General features: G+C 68.3%; 12 protein-coding genes. 4 read left to right on the top strand and 8 right to left on the bottom strand.

What is annotated here, in order from left to right; translation table 11 throughout:
* Positions 1–153: 153 nt before the first annotated feature.
* The 4 genes from AB0C96_RS31945 to AB0C96_RS31930 form a co-directional block, all read right to left on the bottom strand.
* Positions 154–1,062, bottom strand: coding sequence for an MBL fold metallo-hydrolase (locus tag AB0C96_RS31945; RefSeq protein WP_362922255.1), 909 nt, complete (start codon positions 1,060–1,062; stop codon positions 154–156).
* Positions 1,063–1,808: 746 nt separating this feature from the next.
* A complete protein-coding gene (locus tag AB0C96_RS31940; protein WP_362922253.1) occupies positions 1,809–2,069 on the bottom strand; it encodes a hypothetical protein in 261 nt (86 codons plus the stop codon).
* Positions 2,070–2,231: 162 nt separating this feature from the next.
* Positions 2,232–3,650: an MDR family MFS transporter gene (locus AB0C96_RS31935; RefSeq protein ID WP_362922251.1), complete on the bottom strand. Its 1,419-nt coding sequence runs from the start codon at positions 3,648–3,650 to the stop codon at positions 2,232–2,234.
* A gap of 444 nt (positions 3,651–4,094) precedes the next feature.
* Complete coding sequence (locus AB0C96_RS31930) at positions 4,095–5,150, bottom strand: beta-ketoacyl reductase (protein ID WP_362922249.1); 1,056 nt, start codon at positions 5,148–5,150, stop codon at positions 4,095–4,097.
* A gap of 23 nt (positions 5,151–5,173) precedes the next feature.
* Here AB0C96_RS31930 and AB0C96_RS31925 point away from each other — a divergent pair, with 23 nt between their 5' ends.
* Both AB0C96_RS31925 and AB0C96_RS31920 read left to right on the top strand, forming a co-directional pair.
* Complete coding sequence (locus AB0C96_RS31925; RefSeq protein ID WP_362922294.1) at positions 5,174–5,449, top strand: hypothetical protein; 276 nt, start codon at positions 5,174–5,176, stop codon at positions 5,447–5,449.
* 391 nt (positions 5,450–5,840) lie between these two features.
* On the top strand, positions 5,841–6,635 hold the full coding sequence (locus AB0C96_RS31920) for an SDR family oxidoreductase (RefSeq protein ID WP_362922247.1): 795 nt from the start codon (positions 5,841–5,843) through the stop codon (positions 6,633–6,635).
* Between the two features lie 70 nt (positions 6,636–6,705).
* Here AB0C96_RS31920 and AB0C96_RS31915 read toward each other — a convergent pair whose 3' ends face one another.
* The 3 genes from AB0C96_RS31915 to AB0C96_RS31905 form a co-directional block, all read right to left on the bottom strand.
* Positions 6,706–7,602: a LysR family transcriptional regulator gene (locus tag AB0C96_RS31915; protein WP_362922245.1), complete on the bottom strand. Its 897-nt coding sequence runs from the start codon at positions 7,600–7,602 to the stop codon at positions 6,706–6,708.
* A 328-nt stretch (positions 7,603–7,930) separates the two neighbouring features.
* A complete protein-coding gene (locus tag AB0C96_RS31910) occupies positions 7,931–8,935 on the bottom strand; it encodes a HEAT repeat domain-containing protein (RefSeq protein WP_362922243.1) in 1,005 nt (334 codons plus the stop codon).
* 6 nt (positions 8,936–8,941) lie between these two features.
* Positions 8,942–9,604, bottom strand: a complete 663-nt coding sequence (locus AB0C96_RS31905) for a HEAT repeat domain-containing protein (protein WP_362922241.1) — start codon at positions 9,602–9,604, stop codon at positions 8,942–8,944.
* 275 nt (positions 9,605–9,879) lie between these two features.
* Between AB0C96_RS31905 and AB0C96_RS31900 the strand changes: the two genes are divergently transcribed.
* Positions 9,880–10,386 carry a DUF5959 family protein gene (locus tag AB0C96_RS31900; RefSeq protein ID WP_362922239.1) on the top strand — a complete coding sequence of 169 codons (507 nt, stop codon included), beginning with the start codon at positions 9,880–9,882 and terminating at the stop codon, positions 10,384–10,386.
* 241 nt (positions 10,387–10,627) lie between these two features.
* On the opposite strand, the gene AB0C96_RS31895 is transcribed toward AB0C96_RS31900, so the two are convergent.
* Entirely contained in the window at positions 10,628–11,359 is a 732-nt protein-coding gene (locus AB0C96_RS31895) for a glycosyltransferase (protein ID WP_362922237.1), read from the bottom strand.
* A 1,155-nt stretch (positions 11,360–12,514) separates the two neighbouring features.
* On the opposite strand from AB0C96_RS31895, the gene AB0C96_RS31890 reads away from it, so the two are divergent.
* A complete protein-coding gene (locus tag AB0C96_RS31890; protein WP_362922236.1) occupies positions 12,515–20,212 on the top strand; it encodes an SDR family NAD(P)-dependent oxidoreductase in 7,698 nt (2,565 codons plus the stop codon).
* Positions 20,213–20,225: the final 13 nt, after the last annotated feature.

The raw sequence follows: 20,225 nt of genomic DNA, 5'->3' as shown, positions 1-20,225 counted from the left end.
CGGCGCCGGCCCGCCGCCGGTTCCTGGCCGGGGTGCAGCCGGGGCGCAGGAGGAGCGAACCCTGTGGCCATGTGAGGGCCGGGCTTCCATGGCACACACCTCGCGCACGGATGGACATACCGCGGCTCGCCCCTAGCCACGTAGGGCTTCGGTCTAGTCGATGAAGACGCTCCAGGCGACCGCGTTGAGGTTGTCATGCAGGAAGACGTCGGTTCCCGCCAGGCGCTCGTCCCAGGAAGGCATCAGCTCCGCCGCGCGCGTGACGACCGCGTCCATCCAGACCTTCAGTTCGGCCTGTCGGTTGTTGTGTGGAACCTTGGCGGCGGCCGCGGCTTCCTTCAGGTCGACCGTCCGCAGCGCCTCGGCGGCGGCGGTGCGCAGGTCGCGGATGAACTCGCTGTTCGTCGCCACGTCCTCGGGGGTGCCGGGCAGGGCCATGTGGCCGGTCACGATGGTGTCGAAATCGTACTCGAGCAACTCATCCATGGCGTCGTAGTACGCGGGCACGTGCGCGGAGAAGTACAGCCGGAAGAACGGTGCGCTCTTCGGCGTGAAGCTGTCGATCGCTCCCATGAGTCTCTGCTCCGGGAGGTGGATGAACAGGTTGCCGGCCACGTGCCAGTCCCCCGTGTAGTCGAGGACGAACCGGACCCCGTCGATCTCCATCTCCTTGTGCCGGCCGCTGAAGGTCTCGGTGGGCAGCGGGCGCCGGTCGTCCTTGGCCTCCTTGATGAGGTCGCCGGTGATCTCGTGCGCGATGATCTTCAGGCCGTCCCGGTTCAGCAGGTGAGCGGCCCCGATGTGGTCGGCGTGCACGTGACTGTAGATGAGGTGGGTGAGGGGCTTGGGGGTGACCGACTCCACGGCTTCCAGCAGTTTGTCCCCGAGGAACGGCGAGGCGTCCACGAGGACGACGCCGTTCTTGGCCACCAGGAACATCGTGTTGATCATCCCTTGCGTGACGAGGTAGGCATCGCCGCCCAGGTCGGTGACGGCATACCCGGTGGACTCCGGGATGTCCGGCCCGAGGGCGAAGTCAGGCACAGGCTTGAACTCGGTCACGGCGATCTCCTCGTTGCGGTTCCGTCCGGCGGACGGGCGTGGCGATGTGGCTGTGAACGGAGGATGTTCGGGGCCTGTTCGACCCCAGGAGGTCGAGGCCTGGGACGGCGAGCGCGTCGATGGCGGCGATGGGCGTTCCGGCTTGTCGCCGCTCTTCGAGGCCGAGTCGGCCAAGCGGGCGGCGATCTTTGAGCCCGTGCCCCGTCGGCCAGCTGAGCGGTGCGGGCACAGACCCCTACGGAGTCCCGCCGTCCAACGTCGAAGAGGCCGACGGGTCCGTATCCAGAGTGGCAGGCGATGCGTGGCTGCGCAGGAGTTGTTGGAGGCATCGGGAGGTCCTCGACTCATCCATTGGTTTCCAACGTAGACCACGTCTCCACAAGAGGTCTAGTGTCCGATGGAGTCTTGAGGTGGGGGCTTCTTCAGGGAGCGGGGCCGCCTTGAGGTCAACACCAGGGCGGGCACGGCCAGAGCTCGCACCGGTCGCCGGATTGCGCAACGGAACACGGCACCGCCCTCGACAGGCGGGTCGCCGGGTCGCCGGGTCGCCTCGAGAGCGAACGCCCCGCCGACGAACGGTCCGAGCGGTTGCCGATGACGGGCACCTGTGTCGGCACGGCTGAATGTGGGTTCTGGATCACTTTCCGCACCAGAGCCACGACCCGCCACACCCACCCCGCGGACCTCACTCTCCGCTTGGACATCGGTACTTGGCCATCGGTACCTGGACATCGGCATGGGGGCGTTCACCGTCCGGGCGCGGCGCTCAAGGCTACGTCCAGGAGCGTCTTGGCCGCCCGTCGGGCATCCGTGAACAATTCCACGTCGTTACAGGAGGCCGCCAGCGCATTGGCGCCCTCGAAGATCACGGCGATGTGCCTGCCGAGACTCTCCGGGTCAGCCGCTCCGGCCTCAACAGCAACGTTCCTGATCTGGGCTTCCTGGTGACAGGCGACAGGCACCTCATCGTCAACGCCTGAGCCGTCTGCCCTCTCGACGTCCGTCATCCGCGCGACCGGAGACAGTCATGAGCGTCACGAGCTGGGAATCGCCGAGAGGTCCTTTGCCGACCAGTCCAGTCCAGTCCAGTCCAGGCACGTCAGCTCAGGGACGTCGCTGACCTCGACGCGGTTTGCGCCTCGGCCGACATCGCCGCCTCGCCCCAGCCCTCATGATCCGATGGGCTGGTCCGCGGCGGTGCTGTGGTCTTGGGCGCCAGCGGTAGCGATCCGGCGCGGCAGGTTCGCGGCAACGACGATCGTCACCAAGGAGAGAGCGGTCGCGACGCCAAAGGCCAGCTTCATCCCGCTCAGTTGCGCGGGCACGGCGGCGACGCCGTCGGCGACCAGGTGGCCGGTGCGCGCGGTCGTCACGGTCACCACAAGCGCGGTCCCGAAGGCTGCGGCGACTTGCTGCAACGTCCCGAGCATCGAGCTGCCGTGCGAGTACAGGTGCGGGGGAAGCGCGCCCATGCCGAGCGTGAAGACGGGGGTGAACGTCGCCGCGAGGCTCACCATCAGCAGCGCGTGTAGTCCCAGCACTTGCCAGTACGGCATCGTCATCGAGATCTGGGTGAAACCGCCGAGGGCGAGCACCATGCCGATCGAGCCGGGCAGCACCAGCAGCCGACTTCCGAACCGGTCGAACATCTTTCCAACGGTCGGTCCGAGCAGTCCCATGGCCAGACCGCCCGGCATGACCAGCAGGCCGGTTTCCAGCGGGCTGAGCCCGCGCACCTTCTGCAAGTACAGCGGCAGCAGGATCATCGACCCGAGCATCGCCAGGAACCCGACGGATATGAGGGCCAGGGAGAGGCCGTAGGTGCGGTGCCCGAGGGTGCGCAGGTCCATCAGAGGCACACCGGTGCGTTGCAGCTTGAGCTGGCGGATCACGAAGACCGCGATTGCCGCGACCCCGGTGATGACGATGCCGATGCCGAGCCCGAGCCTGCCGTCGGCTTCGCCGAACAGGCTCAGCCCGTACACCAGGCCGCCGAAGCCGACCGCCGCAACTGAGACGCTGAGCCAGTCGATGGAGCTCACCTGCGGCTCGCTGATGTTTTCCACCTTGCGCAGCCCGAGCAGGGTCACCAGAGCCGCGATCGGCAGGACGACCACGAACAGCAGTCGCCAGGAGCCGACCTGAAGGATCAGCCCGGACACGGCAGGTCCTAGCGCGGGCGCCACCGAGATCGCCAGGGTGACGTTGCCCATCACCCGGCCGCGGTCACGCTCGGGCACCACGATCATCAACGTGGTCATCAGCAGGGGCATCATCACGGCCGTGCCCGCGGCCTGCACGATCCGGCCCATCAGCAGCACCTCGAAGGACGGTGCGACGGCCGACAGAGCGGTACCCGCGAGGAACACGCCCATCGCGATGGCGTAGGCCTGGCGGGTGGTGACCCGTTGCAGGAACCAGCCGGTGATCGGAATCACGACGGCCATGGTCAGCATGAACGCGGTGGACACCCACTGCGCCGACTGCTCGGTGATGCGCAACGCGTCCATCAACCGGGGGATGGCGTTGATCAAGATCGTTTCGTTGAGGATCACCACGAACGTGGCCAGCACCAGCAGCCGCACCACGGTCGGTATTCGGCCCGCCTGCACGGCCGGTCGCTCTTTGGACGCAGTTGACATGGCAGCACCTCGCTGGGGTTCCTGGTCGCAGTCGCCTCGCAGCCAAGGCTGTCGGCACGAACGTGGTCGGTGGTACCGGTAAAGACTGGCACACCTGGCAGAACTCATCGATCTGCCCGAGTGTTCCGCATCGTCACACCGATCTCACCCCAATTGTTCGTCTGCTCACGAAGGCATCCGCCGGCGACGACGTGGCCTACGGCCCGCACTTCGACGACGTCCGCTACGACGCCCGGATCGCGGTGGTCACCGGGGCGGGTTCCGGAGTGGGCGCCCAGGTCGCGCGCGACAGCCTTTGCCTGTTCGCTTCCGCGCCCGTGCGAGCGCCGTCCACCGCCGTCGGGGATGCGGCCGACCGCTTCCGGGCGCGACGGAGATGTTGGATACGGCCTACTCCCGGGTGGCCGAGGAGGCGGGCTCGGTCGTGTCATCGTCGGCGGCGGCTCTGGAATCTCCCGAGAGGCCGAGGCGTAGCAGGACAAGGTGGGAGATGTCGGTTATTGTGCCGCCGCTGCGCAGGAGCTCCATGGGCGGGATTTCGATGTCGAAGCGTCTGCGCACGGAGACCAGCAGTTCAGCGATCATCAGTGAGTCCAGGCCGTACTCGTCGAGCCGCCGATTGTGATCGAGTTCCTTGTGGTCCATGTGCAGGACCTCGGCCATGAGATGTGCAAGCGCATCGGCCACGGCTCGCGCCGCGTCCTGGACGGACATGACCGCGAGTGCCCGCAGGATCTCCTCCCGGGTGTAGTCGGCTTCCTTCATGTGTTCGGGGAACAGCACGGAGAACCGGGGCGCCGCGAGAGCAGGCAGCAGACGGCGCATGCGCCCCCAGTTGTAACGGCTTACGCCTGCCACCTCCAGGCCGCTGCCCGTCAGCAGGTCGGCAGCGGCGAACGCCTCGTGAAGTGATACGGGTTCGATTCCGGCGGAGGCGAGCGTGTTCGTCAGCTCGTTGCGGGCGACATAACCGGCTTCGCCGATGGCCCCCCAGACGATCGCCTGTCCGGCGGCCCCGCGACCGCGACGGTGGCGGACCAGAGCCTCCAGCCAGAGGTTGGCCGCAACGTAGTTGGCCTGGCGGATGTTCCCGACAACGGTCGTGCCCGACGAATACATCAGGAACGTCTCCAGATCGCGGCCGGCGAGGAGTTGATCCAGCACTACGGCACCTGCCGCCTTCGGGAACAGCACGGCCGCGATCCGTTCGTCGCTGAGTTCGGTCAGCACGGCCGGGGCCTCGGGTGCCCGATCTCCACGGCGGCTGACCAGTGCGAGGTGGCGCACGCCCCGCTCGGCGAGCCAGCCGGCGCTCGCGGCGCCGAAGCCACCAAGACCTCCGGTGATCAGGTAGGTACCCTGCGGGTCCATGCGCGGCACCTGTCCGCGCCGTTCGGCGGGGACGGGTTCGTCCAGCGGGTCGAAGGCGACGACGACCTTGCCCACATGACGACAGCCAGTGCGCGTATCTGACGGCCCAGGAGGCCGCCGAAGCCCTCGCGGACGGCCGGGACGTCGTATCCGCCACGTTCGTCACGCCGTACCCGCCAGGCTTGCCGGTGCTCGTTCCGGGCCAGGTGATCAGCCGAGAGGTGCTGGCCTACATGCAGGCTGTCGACACCCGTGAGCTACATGGCTACCGGCCGGACACCGGATACCGGGTCTTCACCGAGGCTGCGTTGGCAGAGCAGCTGACGGATCGACAGCCGGGCAGCGGGGGCGACGGACTCCGTGCATCGTCGTGACACGACGATCCGGCCAGGACAGGTACGCGGACCACCACATCTCTCGGTCCCGCCACCGGGTCCGGCCGTTGCTCCAGATGGAAATGCCCATCGGAGTCGATCACTACGGCTCTCATGACCGCACTCTATGTCCAGGCCCTGATGACGCCACGAGCGGGGCGTCGGACAGTCACAGCCACTCGTGACCCGGCTCCGACGGAGGGGCCGGGGTGCCATAGGAGTTCCCTATAGCACCTGCTGACATTTCGTCTTTGCCTCTCGCTCTTTTCCGTACGTACCGTGAAACAGCTCGACGAGGTGCTCACCGCGATCTCTCCGGAGATTCGCGCTCTGTGCACGTCGATCCTTCTTCCGTCGAGCGGACAATTACGCGATCGAGAGGACTAGTGGCATGACCACGATCGAGAACGGATCGGGAACGGGAACGGGGTCGGGAATGGGAGCGGGAGAACTCACGGGAAAGCGGGCCCTGGTCACGGGTGGTTCTCGCGGAATCGGAGCGGCCGTCGTGCGCCAACTCCTGGACGCGGGCGCCGAGGTGCTCACGACCGCCAGGTCGGCGACGAGCACGGTGCCGGAGGGGGCCACCTTCGTGGCCGCCGACGTGCGGACACGGGCTGGAGCGGAGGCGCTCGCCGCGGCCGCGCAGGAGGTGCTCGGCGAGGTGGACATTCTGGTCCACAACGCGGGCGGGGCGGGGCCGTACGCGGACGCTGTGGCCATCCCCGACGAGGAGTGGCAGAACGCGTTGGACCTGAATTTCCTGGCGTCGGTGCGGCTGGACTCGCTGCTGGCACCGGGGATGCGGGAACGGCGTTCGGGGGTGATCGTGCACGTCTCCTCGGCCGCGGTCCCCGTCGCGCCACCACCGTTCCTGCACTACACGGCGGCGAAGGCGGCGCTGGAGAACTACAGCCGGGGACTGGCCTCGGAGCTGGCCCCGTCCGGAATCCGGGTCAACACCGTGACTCCCGGCAGAACCGCCACCCCCGGCGGCGAGGCAACGCGCGAGCAGTGGGCGCGCCTGGACGCGGGGCCGGGCCAGGACAACACCACGCCCCCGCTGGGACGCGATGGTCAGCCCGACGACATCGCCCACGCGGTGCTGTTCCTCGTGTCCGACCGGGCGAGCTGGCTGACCGGGAGCAATCTCGTCGTGGACGGCGGCGAATTCCCCAGGGGCTGACGCCGGCGGAATTCCGGAACGCCGGGTTCGGCAAAGGGAATTCAGCGGCGCCCGCCTCCTTCTCAGCCGGTCAGGATGCCGGCGAGAAGAAGGCGGATTTGTGCCAGGTCTCCTGGCGCAGGAATTCGAGCAGGGCCCTCTCCGCCGGGCCCGCGCCATTCCGGAGCGCGGCGACGACGGGCTGGGACACGACCGGGAACACCGGGCGCGCGAGGTGCTCGTAACCCTGGGGCACCGCGGAGGCCGGCACGAGCGTCACCCCCAGCCCGTCGGCGGCCCAGCGCACGGCCGTCGCCGTCTGGGACACGCGGGCGACCGTGGTCGGGGTCAGCTCGTGGTCCCGCAGCACGTCCCGCAGTACGCAGTCGAGCGTGCTGTCGCGGTCGAACCTCACCCACGGCTCCCCCTCCAGGTCGCGCAGCTCGACCCGGTCCGCGGCGAGCCGCGGGTGCCCGACGCCCATCACCACGACGAACTCCTCGTCGCCGAGGTGATGGGCGTCGGCGGGGCCCTCGCACGGCTCGGCCACCAGGGCGAGGTCCAGCACGCCCCGGCGCCCCAGTCGCTCCAGCTCGGCGGGGTTCGGCTCCTCGAAGACGGTGACCTCCAGCCGCGGGAAGCGGCGACGCAGTGCGCCGAGCGCGCGCGGCAGTTGCCGCGTGCCCAGGCCCATCTGCACCGCGACCACCAGCTCGCCCACCAGCTCGTCGGCACCGGCTCGCGCCGTCGCCCTCGCCCGCCGCGCCGCGCTCACCGCGGCCTCCGCCTCCCGCAGGAACGCGCGGCCGACCACGGTGGGCACCAGTCCGGTCGGCGTGCGGTCGAACAGCGTCACGCCGAGTTCCCGCTCCAGGCCGCGGATCTGCTGGGACACCGACGGCTGAGCGACGCGCAGCAGCTCCGCCGCCGCCGTCACCGAGCCCTCTTCGGCAATGGCCAGGGCGTACTCGAACTGACGAAGGCTCATCGGCTCCCGTCCCTTCCCTGCGGTGGGCCGCGGTCCATCCCGTGGTGATCGTTGTAAAAGCAAGTAACCCGGATCCGCTGGCGGAGATTCCCGCGGACACGGCCAGGTCGTCGACCCGTACCGACTCGCCGCACGGACCACCACCCCGCGCGTCATCGACGTGCGCGGCGACGCCGATCGCCGCACCGCCGTCGGCGCGGCCGATCCCCCGAAGCCCACCTACGCGCCCACCGTCCGCTCAGCCGCTTCCGCCAGCGAGCGGTGGCGATGAAACCTGGTACCGAGCCAACCCGCATCGACTGGGTGGAATGGGATGCCGGCCGGTCCGTCATCGTGCGTTGCGTATCCCGAGAATGTATGCCGCAGTCAGCGCAACGGCACGGTCTTCGTCATGTGACAGCTCTGCGAGGGCATGTGACGTCGTGATTCCCGGGATATCCGCGAGCGCCTGTGTCAGCCGTCGACGTGCGGACGATTCAACGGTGCCGTGGGCGAGCCAGTCGACGAGCCCGGTGGCGATCCGATCCGCCAACGCGGGATCGCTCGCCAGCGCGCTCAGCGCATCGGCTGCATCGACGTCGTTCGTCTCCTCGACGATCATGTCGATCAGCGTCGGGACCGCGTCGGCTACTCCACGTGCCCCGAGTGCCAGAGCCGCATACCTGCGGACCACGACGTCGGGGTTCGCAAGGGCGTCCCGCAGCAGTGCGGTCGCCGCACCGTCCGCAAACTCGGCGATGGCCTCGACGGCACGTTTCCGCACCTCGGCTACTGGTGAGCCGAGTCCCTCCGCCAGCAGCGCCAATCCGCCATCGCCGGATTGCGCCAAAGCCCATCGAAGGGCTCCGGCGACGTTCGGGTCCGTCTCGCTCAGCGCTGCCTCGACCAGTGCTTCCACTGGCACCGGAACCTCTTCGACCGAGGACAATGCCGCGCGCTGGCGCGTCCCAGCGCTCTTCGACCCCAATGCCTGGAGGAGTGCAACGACCTGGAGGACGTCGTCCCAGCCGGCGGGTTCCGCGGCACCGATCCGACGGAGTCGCGTGAGCAGCTCCGTCTCCGCTGCAATGCGTTCTCGCGTCTGGCGGATGAGGTCGTCGACGAGCTCCGAGGGCGTGAAGCCGGGATCATCGAGCGCGCGCCTGACTTCACGCAACGACAGCCCCAGTGACCGCAGGCTCTCGATATGGAAGATCCGCCGGATGTCCTCGCTGGAATACTCTCGGTAGCCAGCGTCGGTACGACCCGTCGGCCGCACCAGGCCGAGCGAGTCGTAATGCCTGAGCATGCGGGCGCTGACGCCGGACCGTCGTGCCACATCACCGATCAACACTAGCTGTCACTTCTCCTGACCGGTCGTGCCGAGGGCCACAATGCGCTTCGCCTCCTCGATTGCGAACTCGAATCCGGCATCCGGGTCGCGCATCAGCCGTTCCGTGGCGATTGCGTGCGCGCGCACGCGAGGATCGAGATCCGTCATCGCAGCACGCAGGGGCGGCGTGATCGTCTCACCGAGCGCGATCAGCGCCCGGCTGAGGCTCAGCTGCGTCTCACGTTCGCCGCGCCCGAGCTGTGTCGCCAACACTACGGCCAACTCGTGCTCCTTTCCTTCGGGCACGAGCACGACCGCTGCCCGCCAGGCGCTTCGCGCCACCTCGTCGTCGGCGTCGGTCAGCAGCGCCCGTGTGATCGCCGGCCATGCTTGCCGATCCCCGATCTTGGACAGCGTGTGCAACGCCTGGCTTCGTGCCTGCGCGAGTTCCGAGCGGAGTTCATCGATGAGCTCTGGGACCGTCATTGATGCCGAGTGGCGGGTGAGTGCCCAGGTGAGCATTTCGCGTACGTAGAATTCGGGCTCGATCGCGCATCGTTCGACGAGCTTGTCGATGAACCGCGGGTCCGGGGTCGTGCCGACCGCCAGCGCTGCCTTCAGCCGCACCGACGAGCTGCTGTTCTCCAACCCCTGGAGAGCTTGCATCGTGTTCGTGTCCTGTTTCGGCATGGTCGTCGGGACCACCTCCTTGGCTGCTCCGCAGTGAAGACCTTGTCACCGTGTCAAGGTCAAGCGGAGTCATGCCGGGATCGACAGGGTGTACGCCGCCCTCACGCTCGCCGCAGCGGACCTGGGCGATATCACCAAGGCTGTGAAGCGCACGCTCAAGCAGATCCAGTACCGCCCCGACGTGATCGACGGCTGCCTCGCCGGCACCAGCTCGGCTCTCGGGGGACCCTCACTGCCCTGGGCCGTCTGCGTCGCTCATGTGGCGATGGGGGAAGATGCGTTCATCCAATGGCAAGAAAGCGAGTGTCGTGATGACGGAATCTGCCCCGGCGGATCTGATCCACCTGGCCGACGCGGACGGGAACCGCTGCATCGTCCGCGTCACCGGACGCCTTCAGCCGGGCGTGCTGACCGGCCACGACATCCTGCGCGCCGACGTGCTGGTATCCGCGAGCTTCATCGACGCCCGGCTGAACGTCCACCTCTTCCAGCGGGATCTCGACGCATGGCAGCGAGACCTGTCCGACCTCGCCCCAGGCCGGCAGGCCGGCATGGGAGAAGATCGTGGCCTCAGCCTTGTGCTCCACATGCACGAAGGCGGCCGGCTGTCGGTCACGGTCGAAGATCCCGACCGCCTCACTGCTCTATTGGCGATCTGCCCGGAAGAGGGCTGGGTCAATGATCACCAAGAGCGCCTGGAACAGGTGAGGCAGACCTGGCCCAGCGAAGTCGTCGAGACGGCGCCGATGGTCTACGAGTGGAGCCCCAGCCGCAAGCGCTGAGGCGTGCCACCTGTCGATCTGTCCGACATCACGAGTTCGATCTCAGTAGTGGTCGGCACCGGCACGATGTACATCGCGCTGCGCGATCCGAGATGTGGGGCTGCCACACACGCCGACGCGCCTCCCCCTCCGACCCGTCGTCTACGCGGGACTGCAACCAAACAGGTCAACGACCTGCCACCGGATGCGAGCCCTCACCCGCTCGTCCTCGTCGGGGACGCGCGCCGGCGCTGTGGTGTACCTAATGCCACTTCCAACCCGACTCGCGCAGGGCGCTGGCGCGTTGCATGAGCGCGTCGATCCGAGTGGCTGCTTCGGTCGGTTCCCAGTAGCGGTTGGATGCGGTCGTCTGGTGGGGATGCTTGCGATAGAAGACGCTCGGCTCCGCTATGAATTCACCGGGTGCCACAGCCTCCGCGGCAAGGAGCAGGGCGACAGTCTCGGCTCCGGACAGTGCCTGCCAGCCGCCGAGCGCCAGCACCAGGCGACGGTGAGCGGCGAAGGTGGTCGCCTGAACGGACAGACGCCGCTCCAGCATCTCGCGATAGAAGCGGGCGGGCTCCAAGGGGCCACCCGGAGGGTCGCACGGCCCTGGTGCCGTGCTCCCGTCCTCGTGGAGGTCGACGCAGGCGGATACGCACCATGGCACACGTTCCAGGGTCTCGATGTCCCGCTCCAGCGCGCCCGGTAGCAGTACGTCATCTGCGTCCAACGTCCGGATCAGGTCTCCTGTCGCGCGCGCGAGGGCGTGTGTGCGTGTGACCGCTATGCGTGCTCGCAGTCCTGTCCCGAATGTGATCCTGGGGTCACTGGGCAGGCTGTTCGCAGGGATACCCGAGGTGCCGTCCTCTTGCACGCACCACTCCCATTCCCAGTCGTCTGGGAGCTTTTGTTCGCGCAGGGATTCATAGGTGTCGCCGATGAAGTGGTGGCCGCCTTCGTGTACGGCGGTGATGACGCTGATGGTTCGCATGGGATGGGTCCTGTCGGAGAGGGTTGGCCCGTCCGTGATCATGACATGAACCAACGGCCAAGGTTTCACCCTCGGTGCCGTGTGCGTCCGCCCAGCTGCGAGCCCGAAGGCGAAGAGGGTGTGCTCGGCGAAGGACGGCGCGAGGTTGGCGAAGACGCCGACCACAGCAGTGGTGATGCCGCTCAGTGCAGCGGAGACCTGGCGATTTCCGCGTAGCCGCTCGATGCAGCCGCTCGATGTGGGCAGCGCCGAGGAAGATGAACAGGAAGCACGGCACGAAGGTGACCCAGATGGTCAGCGGCGCGCCGAGCAGGGCGGCCGTCCCGGCGACTCGGCACGCAGGCTGCACCGGACCACGACCCCGTGGAAAGCGTCCACCGTCCCCGACTTCATCGCCAAGATGCACCGGATTCTGGCCCCTTACGCCCCCGCCGTCCGCGGGCCACCCCGCAACTCCGCTCAGCGGAGTGGCGGTTTCGATCGCGCGCGCTTCCACGAAGGCACTCGGCGGGCCAGCCACCCTTGCCACCACACCCACAGGGAGTGCGCCCTCCGGAGGATCGTCAGAGCGGCCACCAGAAAGACAGCCGAGAAGAATCGCCTCATCGGAGCTCCTCGGGGCAGCAAAACAGCATCGCTGGACTCTTCACGCACTCAACTCAGAGGAAACTCCGTCCAGGTCAAAGAATTTGTTCGACCCTTCCGCTGCGCGCGACATTCACGACGCGGTTGCCTCGATCGAGTGTCTGCTTCCCGCAAGGGGTGGCACAGTCCACGGAAATCGGCTGCGCCACCCGCACTTCTTGTGTTCATTGACATGCAATCTCAGAACAGTGCATCAGATCAACCACTGTGACCGATAGAACGTCATGGGGCAGATGTGGATTCCGTGTTTCAGCCGCGCCGCGACCTCAACGAACAGTTGGCGTGATCACGGAGAACGGAATAGACCATGGACGCCGTCCCGAATCCCTTTTCTGCGCGGACTTGTAACTCACTTGAGGTACAACACCCTTGCCCTCCTGGGAAGTTGTGGTCAGGATGCGTTGATGTCGGACAAGGAAGCTTCACAGGGACCGTGGCATGTGACGAGGCCGCCTCGACGCCCAGTCAGTGGGTTCGTGCCGCCCTCGCGTTATCTGCGTTGGGAGCCTCATGTCAGTCAACTCCAACGGCGTTCCCTCTCCAGACCGGAGAATTGCCGTCATCGGCACGGCTTGCCGCCTCCCCGGCGGCATCACCGACCTCGACGAGCTGTGGACGGCGCTGTCGGCCGGCGCGGATCAGGTGACGGAAGTACCGGAGAGCCGATTCGAGGTTGCGCGGTTCGTCGATTCCACGATGCCACGGCCAGGAAAGAGCTACACCAAGGCCGGTGGTTTCCTTGGGGACATCAGTGGTTTCGACGCTGCCTACTTCGGTATCTCGCCCAAGGAAGCGGTACAGATGGACCCGCAGCACCGGCTGCTCCTGGAGATGGCCGTCGAGGTCTTCGACAACGCCGGGGTGGACCCCGCCACGCTGGCTGGATCGGACACTGCCGTGTACGTGGGTGTGTCGGACCATTCCTACGGCGCCCTCCAGTTGATGGTGCCAGAGAGGGTCAACGCGTACACCATGTCCGGGGCCGCGTCGTCCATCGCGGCCAATCGGCTCTCGCACTTCTTCGACCTGCACGGCCCGAGCATGATCGTCGATACCGCGTGCTCGTCGTCCCTGGTCGCTCTGGTGGAGGCGTGCAGGACGCTGCGGGACGGCAGCAGTCGGGCCGCCCTGGTCGGCGGCGTCAACCTGTTGCTCAGCCCGCAGCATTTCGTCGGCTTCTCGCAAGCTTCCATGCTCTCGCCCAGCGGTCGGTGCCGCTCCTTCTCGGCGGACGCCGATGGGTATGTCCGGGCCGAGGGCGGGGGCATGGTCCTGCTCAAGAGACTTCCCGACGCCCTCGCCGATGGAGATCGGGTGGACGCAGTGATCGTCGACTGCGTCGCCAACAGCGACGGACGCACGCCCGGACTGGCCCTGCCGCGTATGGAATCCCAGCGCGCCCTGCTGGAGAACGTCTATGCCCGCGCCGGACTGGACGTGGACGACATCACATACATCGAGGCGCACGGCACGGGCACTCCCGTGGGCGACCCCATCGAAGCCGAGGCGATCGGACGGGCGCTGGGAGCCCACCGCACCGTCGGCGCTCTGCCGATCGGGTCGATCAAGTCCAATGTGGGCCATCTGGAGCCCGCTTCGGGCATGGCCGGCCTGCTCAAAGCGCTTCTTGTGCTCCGGCACGGTGTCGTTCCGCCATCGCTGCACGCCGCAGCTCTCAACCCGAACATCGACTTCCAGCGGCTGCGCCTCCATCTGGTGGACCGTATGTGTCCGGTCCGCATCACCGAACGGTCGGTGGTCGGCGTCAACTCCTTCGGCTTCGGAGGGGCCAATGCTCACGCGGTCCTTGCCCCCGCCCCTGCCCGCATCGGCGTCGATGCGCCGCCCGCTGAGGGCCCTCTGCCCGTGGTGGTCTCGGCACGCTCGCCCGCCGCGCTCGACGAAGCACTCCGCCGAGCGACACAGCAGTTGGCGACGGCCGACTCGCGGTCGTTCTACGACCTCGCGTGGACCATGGACCAGCGGCGCGGCCGGCATCCCCTGCGCGCGGCGGTGCTGGCCACGTCCCCGAGCCAGGCAGCAGCGGCGCTGACCCGCCTGGTGGGGAATCCCGAAACCGAGGGCGCCGCCAAGGAGGAGGGCACGGCTGCGGCGGAGGCCACGAGCACCCGGCCCTCCGAGGAAGAGGTTGCTCCCGCAGCACAGCCCGCTGACCGTGACGCTGCCAACGTGGACGGCGAGCCGCTCACGGCGGCCGTCCCTTCGGGCCCGGCACGACCCAAGACACCTCCGGCGCAGCGGGCCGAGGCGGTCCGCGACGGGCGTCCGGTGTTCGTCTTCTCCGGCAACGGTGCCCAGTGGGCGGGCATGGGTGCGGACCTGCTGCACCAGGACACGGCCTTCCGCTCCACGTTCGTGGCGGTGGACGCGGCCCTGACACGGGAGTTGGGATGGTCCGTACGGAGCGTGCTGGAGCTGCCCGTCGAACAGTGGCGGCTGGCACGGACCGAGGTGGCCCAGCCGCTTCTGTTCGCGGTCCAGATCGGCTTGACGGCGATGCTGCGCCGCCAGGGCATCGAACCGGCCGCCGTGCTCGGGCACAGCGTCGGAGAGATCGCCGCCGCGCACGTGGCGGGAGCACTGTCGCTGCCGGACGCCGCACGCATCATCGCCGTACGCAGCCGGGCCCAGGCGGCCACGGCGGGCACCGGCCGCATGGCAGCCCTCACCCTGTCCGACCAGCAGGCCCAGGAGCTTCTGGCGCAGTACCCGCAGGTGGAGATCGCCGGTGTGAACAGCACTCGCGACGTGACCGTGGCCGGCCCTACCGATGAGATCGAAGCCCTTGCCGAGCACTGCGCAAGCCAGGGCGTGGCCTGCGTCCCGCTCGACCTGGACCATGCCTTCCACACCCGCGCCATGGACCCGATCCAGGAGGAGTTGCTCGTCTGCCTGGCGGAGCTGCGGCCCCACACATGCGCCATCCCCATGGTCTCCACCGTGACCGCTCGGACCGTGGCGGGCCCCGAACTCGATGCCGCCTACTGGTGGCGCAATGTGCGCGACACCGTCCGGTTCGAGCCCGTGGTGACGGGTCTGCTGGACGAGGGCTACGACGTCTTCGTCGACGTCGGCCCTCATCCGGTCATGCGTCCGTACCTACGACGCCTCACGGCCTCCTCTCGCGTCCCGGTGGCAGTCGTGCCCACGCTCATCCGTCACGGAGACGGCCTGCGGCAGATGCAAGCAGCCTCAGCCCGTCTGATCGCCGCCGGGGCCCGAGTCGACCGGAGGGCGCACTTCCCCCACTCCGGGAAAGTCGTCCCACTTCCCGCCTACCCATGGCAACGCGAGCGGCACTGGAACGCGGAACGCTGCGCCTGGACAGGGGGAATCGGCGAATACGACCACCCGCTGTTGGGCGTGCGAACGCCCCACCAGGAACCGACATGGACCGGTCAGGTGGAGCCCGTTCTCGTCCCGTGGCTGGAGGACCACCGTGTCGGAGGCTCCGTCATCCTCCCCGCCACCGGATATGTGGAAATGGCCCTGGCGGCCGGACGGCGGGTCCTGGACGGAGCCTGCGAGGTCGAGAACCTGGAGCTCGCCAGGCCCATCGTCGTCCCCTGGGACGATCCGAGCCAGGTGCGCCTGGAGCTGACCTGGTCCGCCGAGGACGGCGTGGTCAGTATCGCCGCCGGCGAGGGCAGGCTCGGACGCGCACGTCAGCACGCCCGCGGGCGGGTACGGCGGCTGCTCAGCCGTCCCCCCGCTGACGTGGACGTCTCTGCCCTGCGAGCCCGGTGCACGCACCGCATCGGCGCCGACCTCCACCACGCCACCATGGCCGGTCTGGGCCTCGACTACGGCCCTTCCTTCCAGGTACTGGAGGAGTTGCTCGTAGGGGACGGCGAAGTCCTCGCCCGCTACCGCCAGGACGCCGCCGCCACGGATGCGTACGAGGTGCATCCGGCTTTGTTCGACGGTGCGCTACAAGCGGGGCTGCCCCTGCTCCAGCAGGTGCTGGCCGAGGAGCGTGACGCCTACCTCCCTGTGGGATTCGGCGCCGTGCGCGTATGGGACACCCCACCCGTCGAGGGTCTGGTGCACGTCTGTGAACGCAGCCGCTCCACGACCGAACGGTGCTGGGACATCACCGTCACCGATGTGACCGGCGTGGTGTGGGCGCAGCTCGAAGGCTGCCGGCTGCACCGCTTCGACGGCATGCGCACCGCACCCCTGAGCCATCACCGGATGGCGCTGCGCGCTGCCCCGCACCCCGACCAGGCCGTGCCGGCCAGCCCTCTGCCGCCCACTCCCGTCGTGCTCACCGGTGCTCGGCACCGGGTCACGGCGCTGCTTGGGGACAACGACCAAGACGCCGAGTGGAACCGGGAGTTGCAGGACGCCTGGGCTCACAACACCGCGGAGGTCTTCGCCGAACTGCTCGCGGACCCGACCGCCCCCTTCGGTCTCGACGACCTGGTGGCCGGAGGCATGCTGCCACGGCACCGGAAGCTGGCCCGGCTCCTGATCGGCCTCCAGCAGCGGGCGGGCCTCGTCGAGTGTCTGGACGGCGAACGGTTCCGGCTGACCACGACCCGCTTCCGTACCGCGGAACTGCTGCGCCACCTGATCGAGGACAACACGCAGGGCCCGGCACAAACGCTCTTGTACGGTCTGTGCCTTCTCCACCAGGCCTCGCTGCTGCGCGGCACCACCGACATGCTGGAACTGATCGTTTCCAGCGGTGCCACCGCAGCCATCGAGCTGTTCTACGACATCGAGTTCCCCTGCCGCCGGTACAACCGCCTCATCCAGGCCGTGGTGGAGCAGATGGTCGAACTGTGGCCTGCGGACCGCCCGCTGCGGGTGCTGGAGATCGGTGCCGGGACCGGGGGCGCGACGGCGGCCGTGCTGCCGGTCCTGCCGTCGGATCGCACGCAGTACGTCTTCACCGACGTCTCACCGGTCTTCCTGGCTCCGGCGCAGAAGCGATTCGCGGACTACGACTACGTCGAATACGGCACCTTCGACCTCGATCAGGAACCTGCCGAGCAGGGCTTCGCCGAAGGCGGCTTCGACCTCGTCATCGCAGCCAACACGCTGCACACCGCCACCGAGGTCGCACCGGCGCTGCGGCGGGTGGAGCGTCTGCTGGGCCCGGGCGGGCGACTGATCGCTCTGGAGACGCATGTCCTGGAACTGCTGGCCCCGTTCTCGGGAACCCTGGAAAGCTTCTGGAACTTCACCGATCACGAGCTGCGTGGCGACTCCATCTTCCTGCCCGCCGACGTGTGGCGGCGACTGCTGCCTTCCTGCGGCTTCACCGACGTCGCATCCGTCGGCTCCGCGCTTGACGCCCTGGACGAACAGTTCTCCGTCTTCGTCGCCACCGCCACCGCCACCAGCGAGTCGGCAGACCCGCCCGCCGCGCCGGTGGCCGACGCCGACACCGCCTGGTTCGTGGTCGCCGAGGACACCGGCCCCGGCGCACTGTCCGCAGCGGTGGCCGGTGCGCTCACCACCGCCGGCGCGACCTCGGTCCGACAGACCTCTGCCGCGGAACTGACCGGCGACGGCGAGGCATGGCTGCCGACCCAGCATTCCAGCCTGGCCGTCGTCGTCGTCCTGGAGGACCCCGAAACCCCTACCGCACCAGACCTCTGCATCACGACTGCGGCGCAGCACACGTCCCGGCGCGCCGGCGTCCTGCGTGCGATCGCCGGTCACCTGGACACGCTCCCCGTCGGCTGCGAGCACGCCCTGTGGCTGGTCTCCCGACCCAGCGGAGCCCTACCCGCCCCGGAGCAGCCCTTGTTCCCCGTGGACGCCGCCCTCTGGGGCGTGGCCCGGACGGTGAGCAACGAGTACCCGAACCTGACCGTCAGGCGGTTGTCCCTGCATCGCACCGCTGATCCGGCCGCAGACGCGCCGCGGGTCGTCCGCGAACTGTTGGCCGCGACCGACGAGGACGAACTGGTCCTGACCGCATCGGGCCGCTTTGTACCGCGTCTGACCCAGCTGCCCTGCCCCGTCGATACCCGACGCGGGGCCGACATTCCCACCTACACCTTGGCCGCGCACCATCTGGGCCTGTCCTACGATCTCGCCTGGCAGGAGAGCACGCCTCCGCCGGTCGGCCCGGGGCAGGTGGCCATCGCCGTACGGGCAGCGGCCCTCAACTACCGCGACATCCTGGAGGTGGTCGGGCTACTGCCCGCCGAGGCGGAAGAAATCACCGGCGGGCGGGCCGGGCTGGGCCTGGAATGCGCGGGCATCGTCACCGCGGTCGGTGACGGAGTCGCCTCGCTGCGCGCCGGCGACCGTGTCTTCGCTGTCGCCCCCAACTCCTTCAGCACCCACACCGTCACGTCCGAGCACGCAGCGAGCGGTATCCCGGACTCCATGTCCTTCGTGGAGGCGGCAACCCTTCCGGTGGCCTTCCTCACCGTTCACCACAGCCTTGGCCGGCTGGCCCGACTGGCCGCGGGAGAAACCCTGCTGGTGCACGGTGGCGCCGGCGGCGTGGGCCTGGCCGCCTTGCAGTTCGCCCGGCGCTGCGGCGCACGAGTGATCGCCACCGCCGGGTCCGAAGCCAAGCGTGACCTGCTGCGCCGCCTGGGCGTCGAGCACGTCCTGGACTCCCGCAGCCTGGCCTTCGCGGACGACATCCGCCACCTGACCGACGGACGAGGCGTGGACGTCGTCCTCAACTCGCTCGCCGGCGAAGCCATCACCCGCAGCCTCGAACTGCTCACCCACGGGGGACGCTTCGTCGAGCTCGGCAAAAGGGACATCTACGAGAACCGGCCTCTGCTCCTGCGCCCGTTCCGCAAGAACATCGCCTTCTACAGTGTGGACCTCATCGGTCTCCTCCAGGACCCGCAACTGGCCATGGAGCAGTTCGCCCAGGTCACCGAGCTCATCCACAGCGGCGCCTACCGCCCCCTACTGCACAGCAGCTACCCGGCCGCCCGTGTACAGGAGGCGTTCCGACTGCTCCAACACTCACGCCACGTCGGCAAGGTCATCGTGACCTTCGACCCGCTGGACGAAGCACCCCTCGTCGAACCGCGCACGTGCCCGCCCGCCCTTGACGCCGAGTCCACCTACCTCGTGACCGGTGGCCTGTCCGGATTCGGCGCACTCACCGCCCGCCACCTGGCCGACCGCGGGGCGCGCCATCTCGCACTGGTCGGACGGCGAGGAGCGGACACCCCCGAAGCCGAGACCCTGTTGGCCGAGCTCGCCGCCCAGGGGGTACAGGCATCGGTCCACCGCGCCGACGTGAGCGACACCGAGGCCATGCGGCAGATCGTGTCCCGGGCCACCGCCGTCGGACACCCGCTGCGCGGCGTCATCCACTCGGCCATGCACCTGGACGACGGTCCCCTGTCCGAGCTGACCGAGGAGCAGTTCTTCAGCGTCCTGCAACCCAAGATGACCGGCGCAGCAGTGCTCCACCACCTCACCAAGGACCTGGACCTGGACTTCTTCCTGCTGTACTCCTCCGCCACCGCCACACTGGGCAACGTGCGACAGGCGAACTACGTGGCCGGCAACCTCTACCTCGAAGCCCTCGTGCGCCAGCGGCGAGCCATGGGGCTCCCGGCATGCGCGCTTGCCTGGGGCGCACTGGGCGAAATCGGCTACGTCGCCCGCCATGGCCTGACCGACGCCATGAGCCGCATGGGCATGGAACCGGTCGGCCCCCGGCAGGCTCTACGAGCCGTCGACGCGGCCCTGGCCCACAGCCCGGATGTCCTGGGTGTCGGCTGCTTCAACTGGGGGCCGCTGTCGCGCCTCCTGCCTGCCAGCACAGCACCTCGCCTCACCGCACTCCTGCCGGTCCTCATCGACGACGCCGTCCACAGCAAGGAAGAACTGGTGCGCGCCCTGGCACAGATGACACCCACCGAGGCCCGGGGCCTCATCGCAGACACCATCGCCGGACTCTTCGCCGATGTCCTGCACATGTCGCCCGATCAGGTCGACCATCACCGACGGCTGGACGAGTACGGCATGGACTCCCTGATGGGCGCCGAACTGCTCGTCACCGTCAGGCAGCAGTTCGACCTCGACCTACCGCCCATGGAACTGCTCAGGTCCGAGGGCACCATCGCGGACATCGCCCGCATCGTGTACATCCGACTGGGGCTCTCCCGCTCCACAGAGAACCAGTCGGCCTCGACGTCATTTCCCTTGGCGCGAGGATCGTCTGCCGGGCATGACGAGTCCTGCTGAGTGGATGGCACCG

It is taken from the genome of Streptomyces sp. NPDC048506 (assembly GCF_040651315.1).
Taxonomy (GTDB): domain Bacteria; phylum Actinomycetota; class Actinomycetes; order Streptomycetales; family Streptomycetaceae; genus Streptomyces.
The sequence above is the reverse complement of the archived record's forward strand: the minus strand, read 5'-3'. Positions and strand labels throughout refer to the sequence as shown.

Excerpts from the sequence above, each read along its gene's own strand:
- AB0C96_RS31900 (WP_362922239.1), top strand. The coding sequence starts at position 9,880 with ATGCGTTCATCCAATGGCAAGAAAGCGAGTGTCGTGATGACGGAATCT.
- AB0C96_RS31940 (WP_362922253.1), bottom strand. The coding sequence starts at position 2,069 with ATGACGGACGTCGAGAGGGCAGACGGCTCAGGCGTTGACGATGAGGTG.
- AB0C96_RS31890 (WP_362922236.1), top strand. The coding sequence starts at position 12,515 with ATGTCAGTCAACTCCAACGGCGTTCCCTCTCCAGACCGGAGAATTGCC.
- AB0C96_RS31920 (WP_362922247.1), top strand. The coding sequence starts at position 5,841 with ATGACCACGATCGAGAACGGATCGGGAACGGGAACGGGGTCGGGAATG.
- AB0C96_RS31905 (WP_362922241.1), bottom strand. The coding sequence starts at position 9,604 with ATGCCGAAACAGGACACGAACACGATGCAAGCTCTCCAGGGGTTGGAG.
- AB0C96_RS31915 (WP_362922245.1), bottom strand. The coding sequence starts at position 7,602 with ATGAGCCTTCGTCAGTTCGAGTACGCCCTGGCCATTGCCGAAGAGGGC.
- AB0C96_RS31895 (WP_362922237.1), bottom strand. The coding sequence starts at position 11,359 with ATGCGAACCATCAGCGTCATCACCGCCGTACACGAAGGCGGCCACCAC.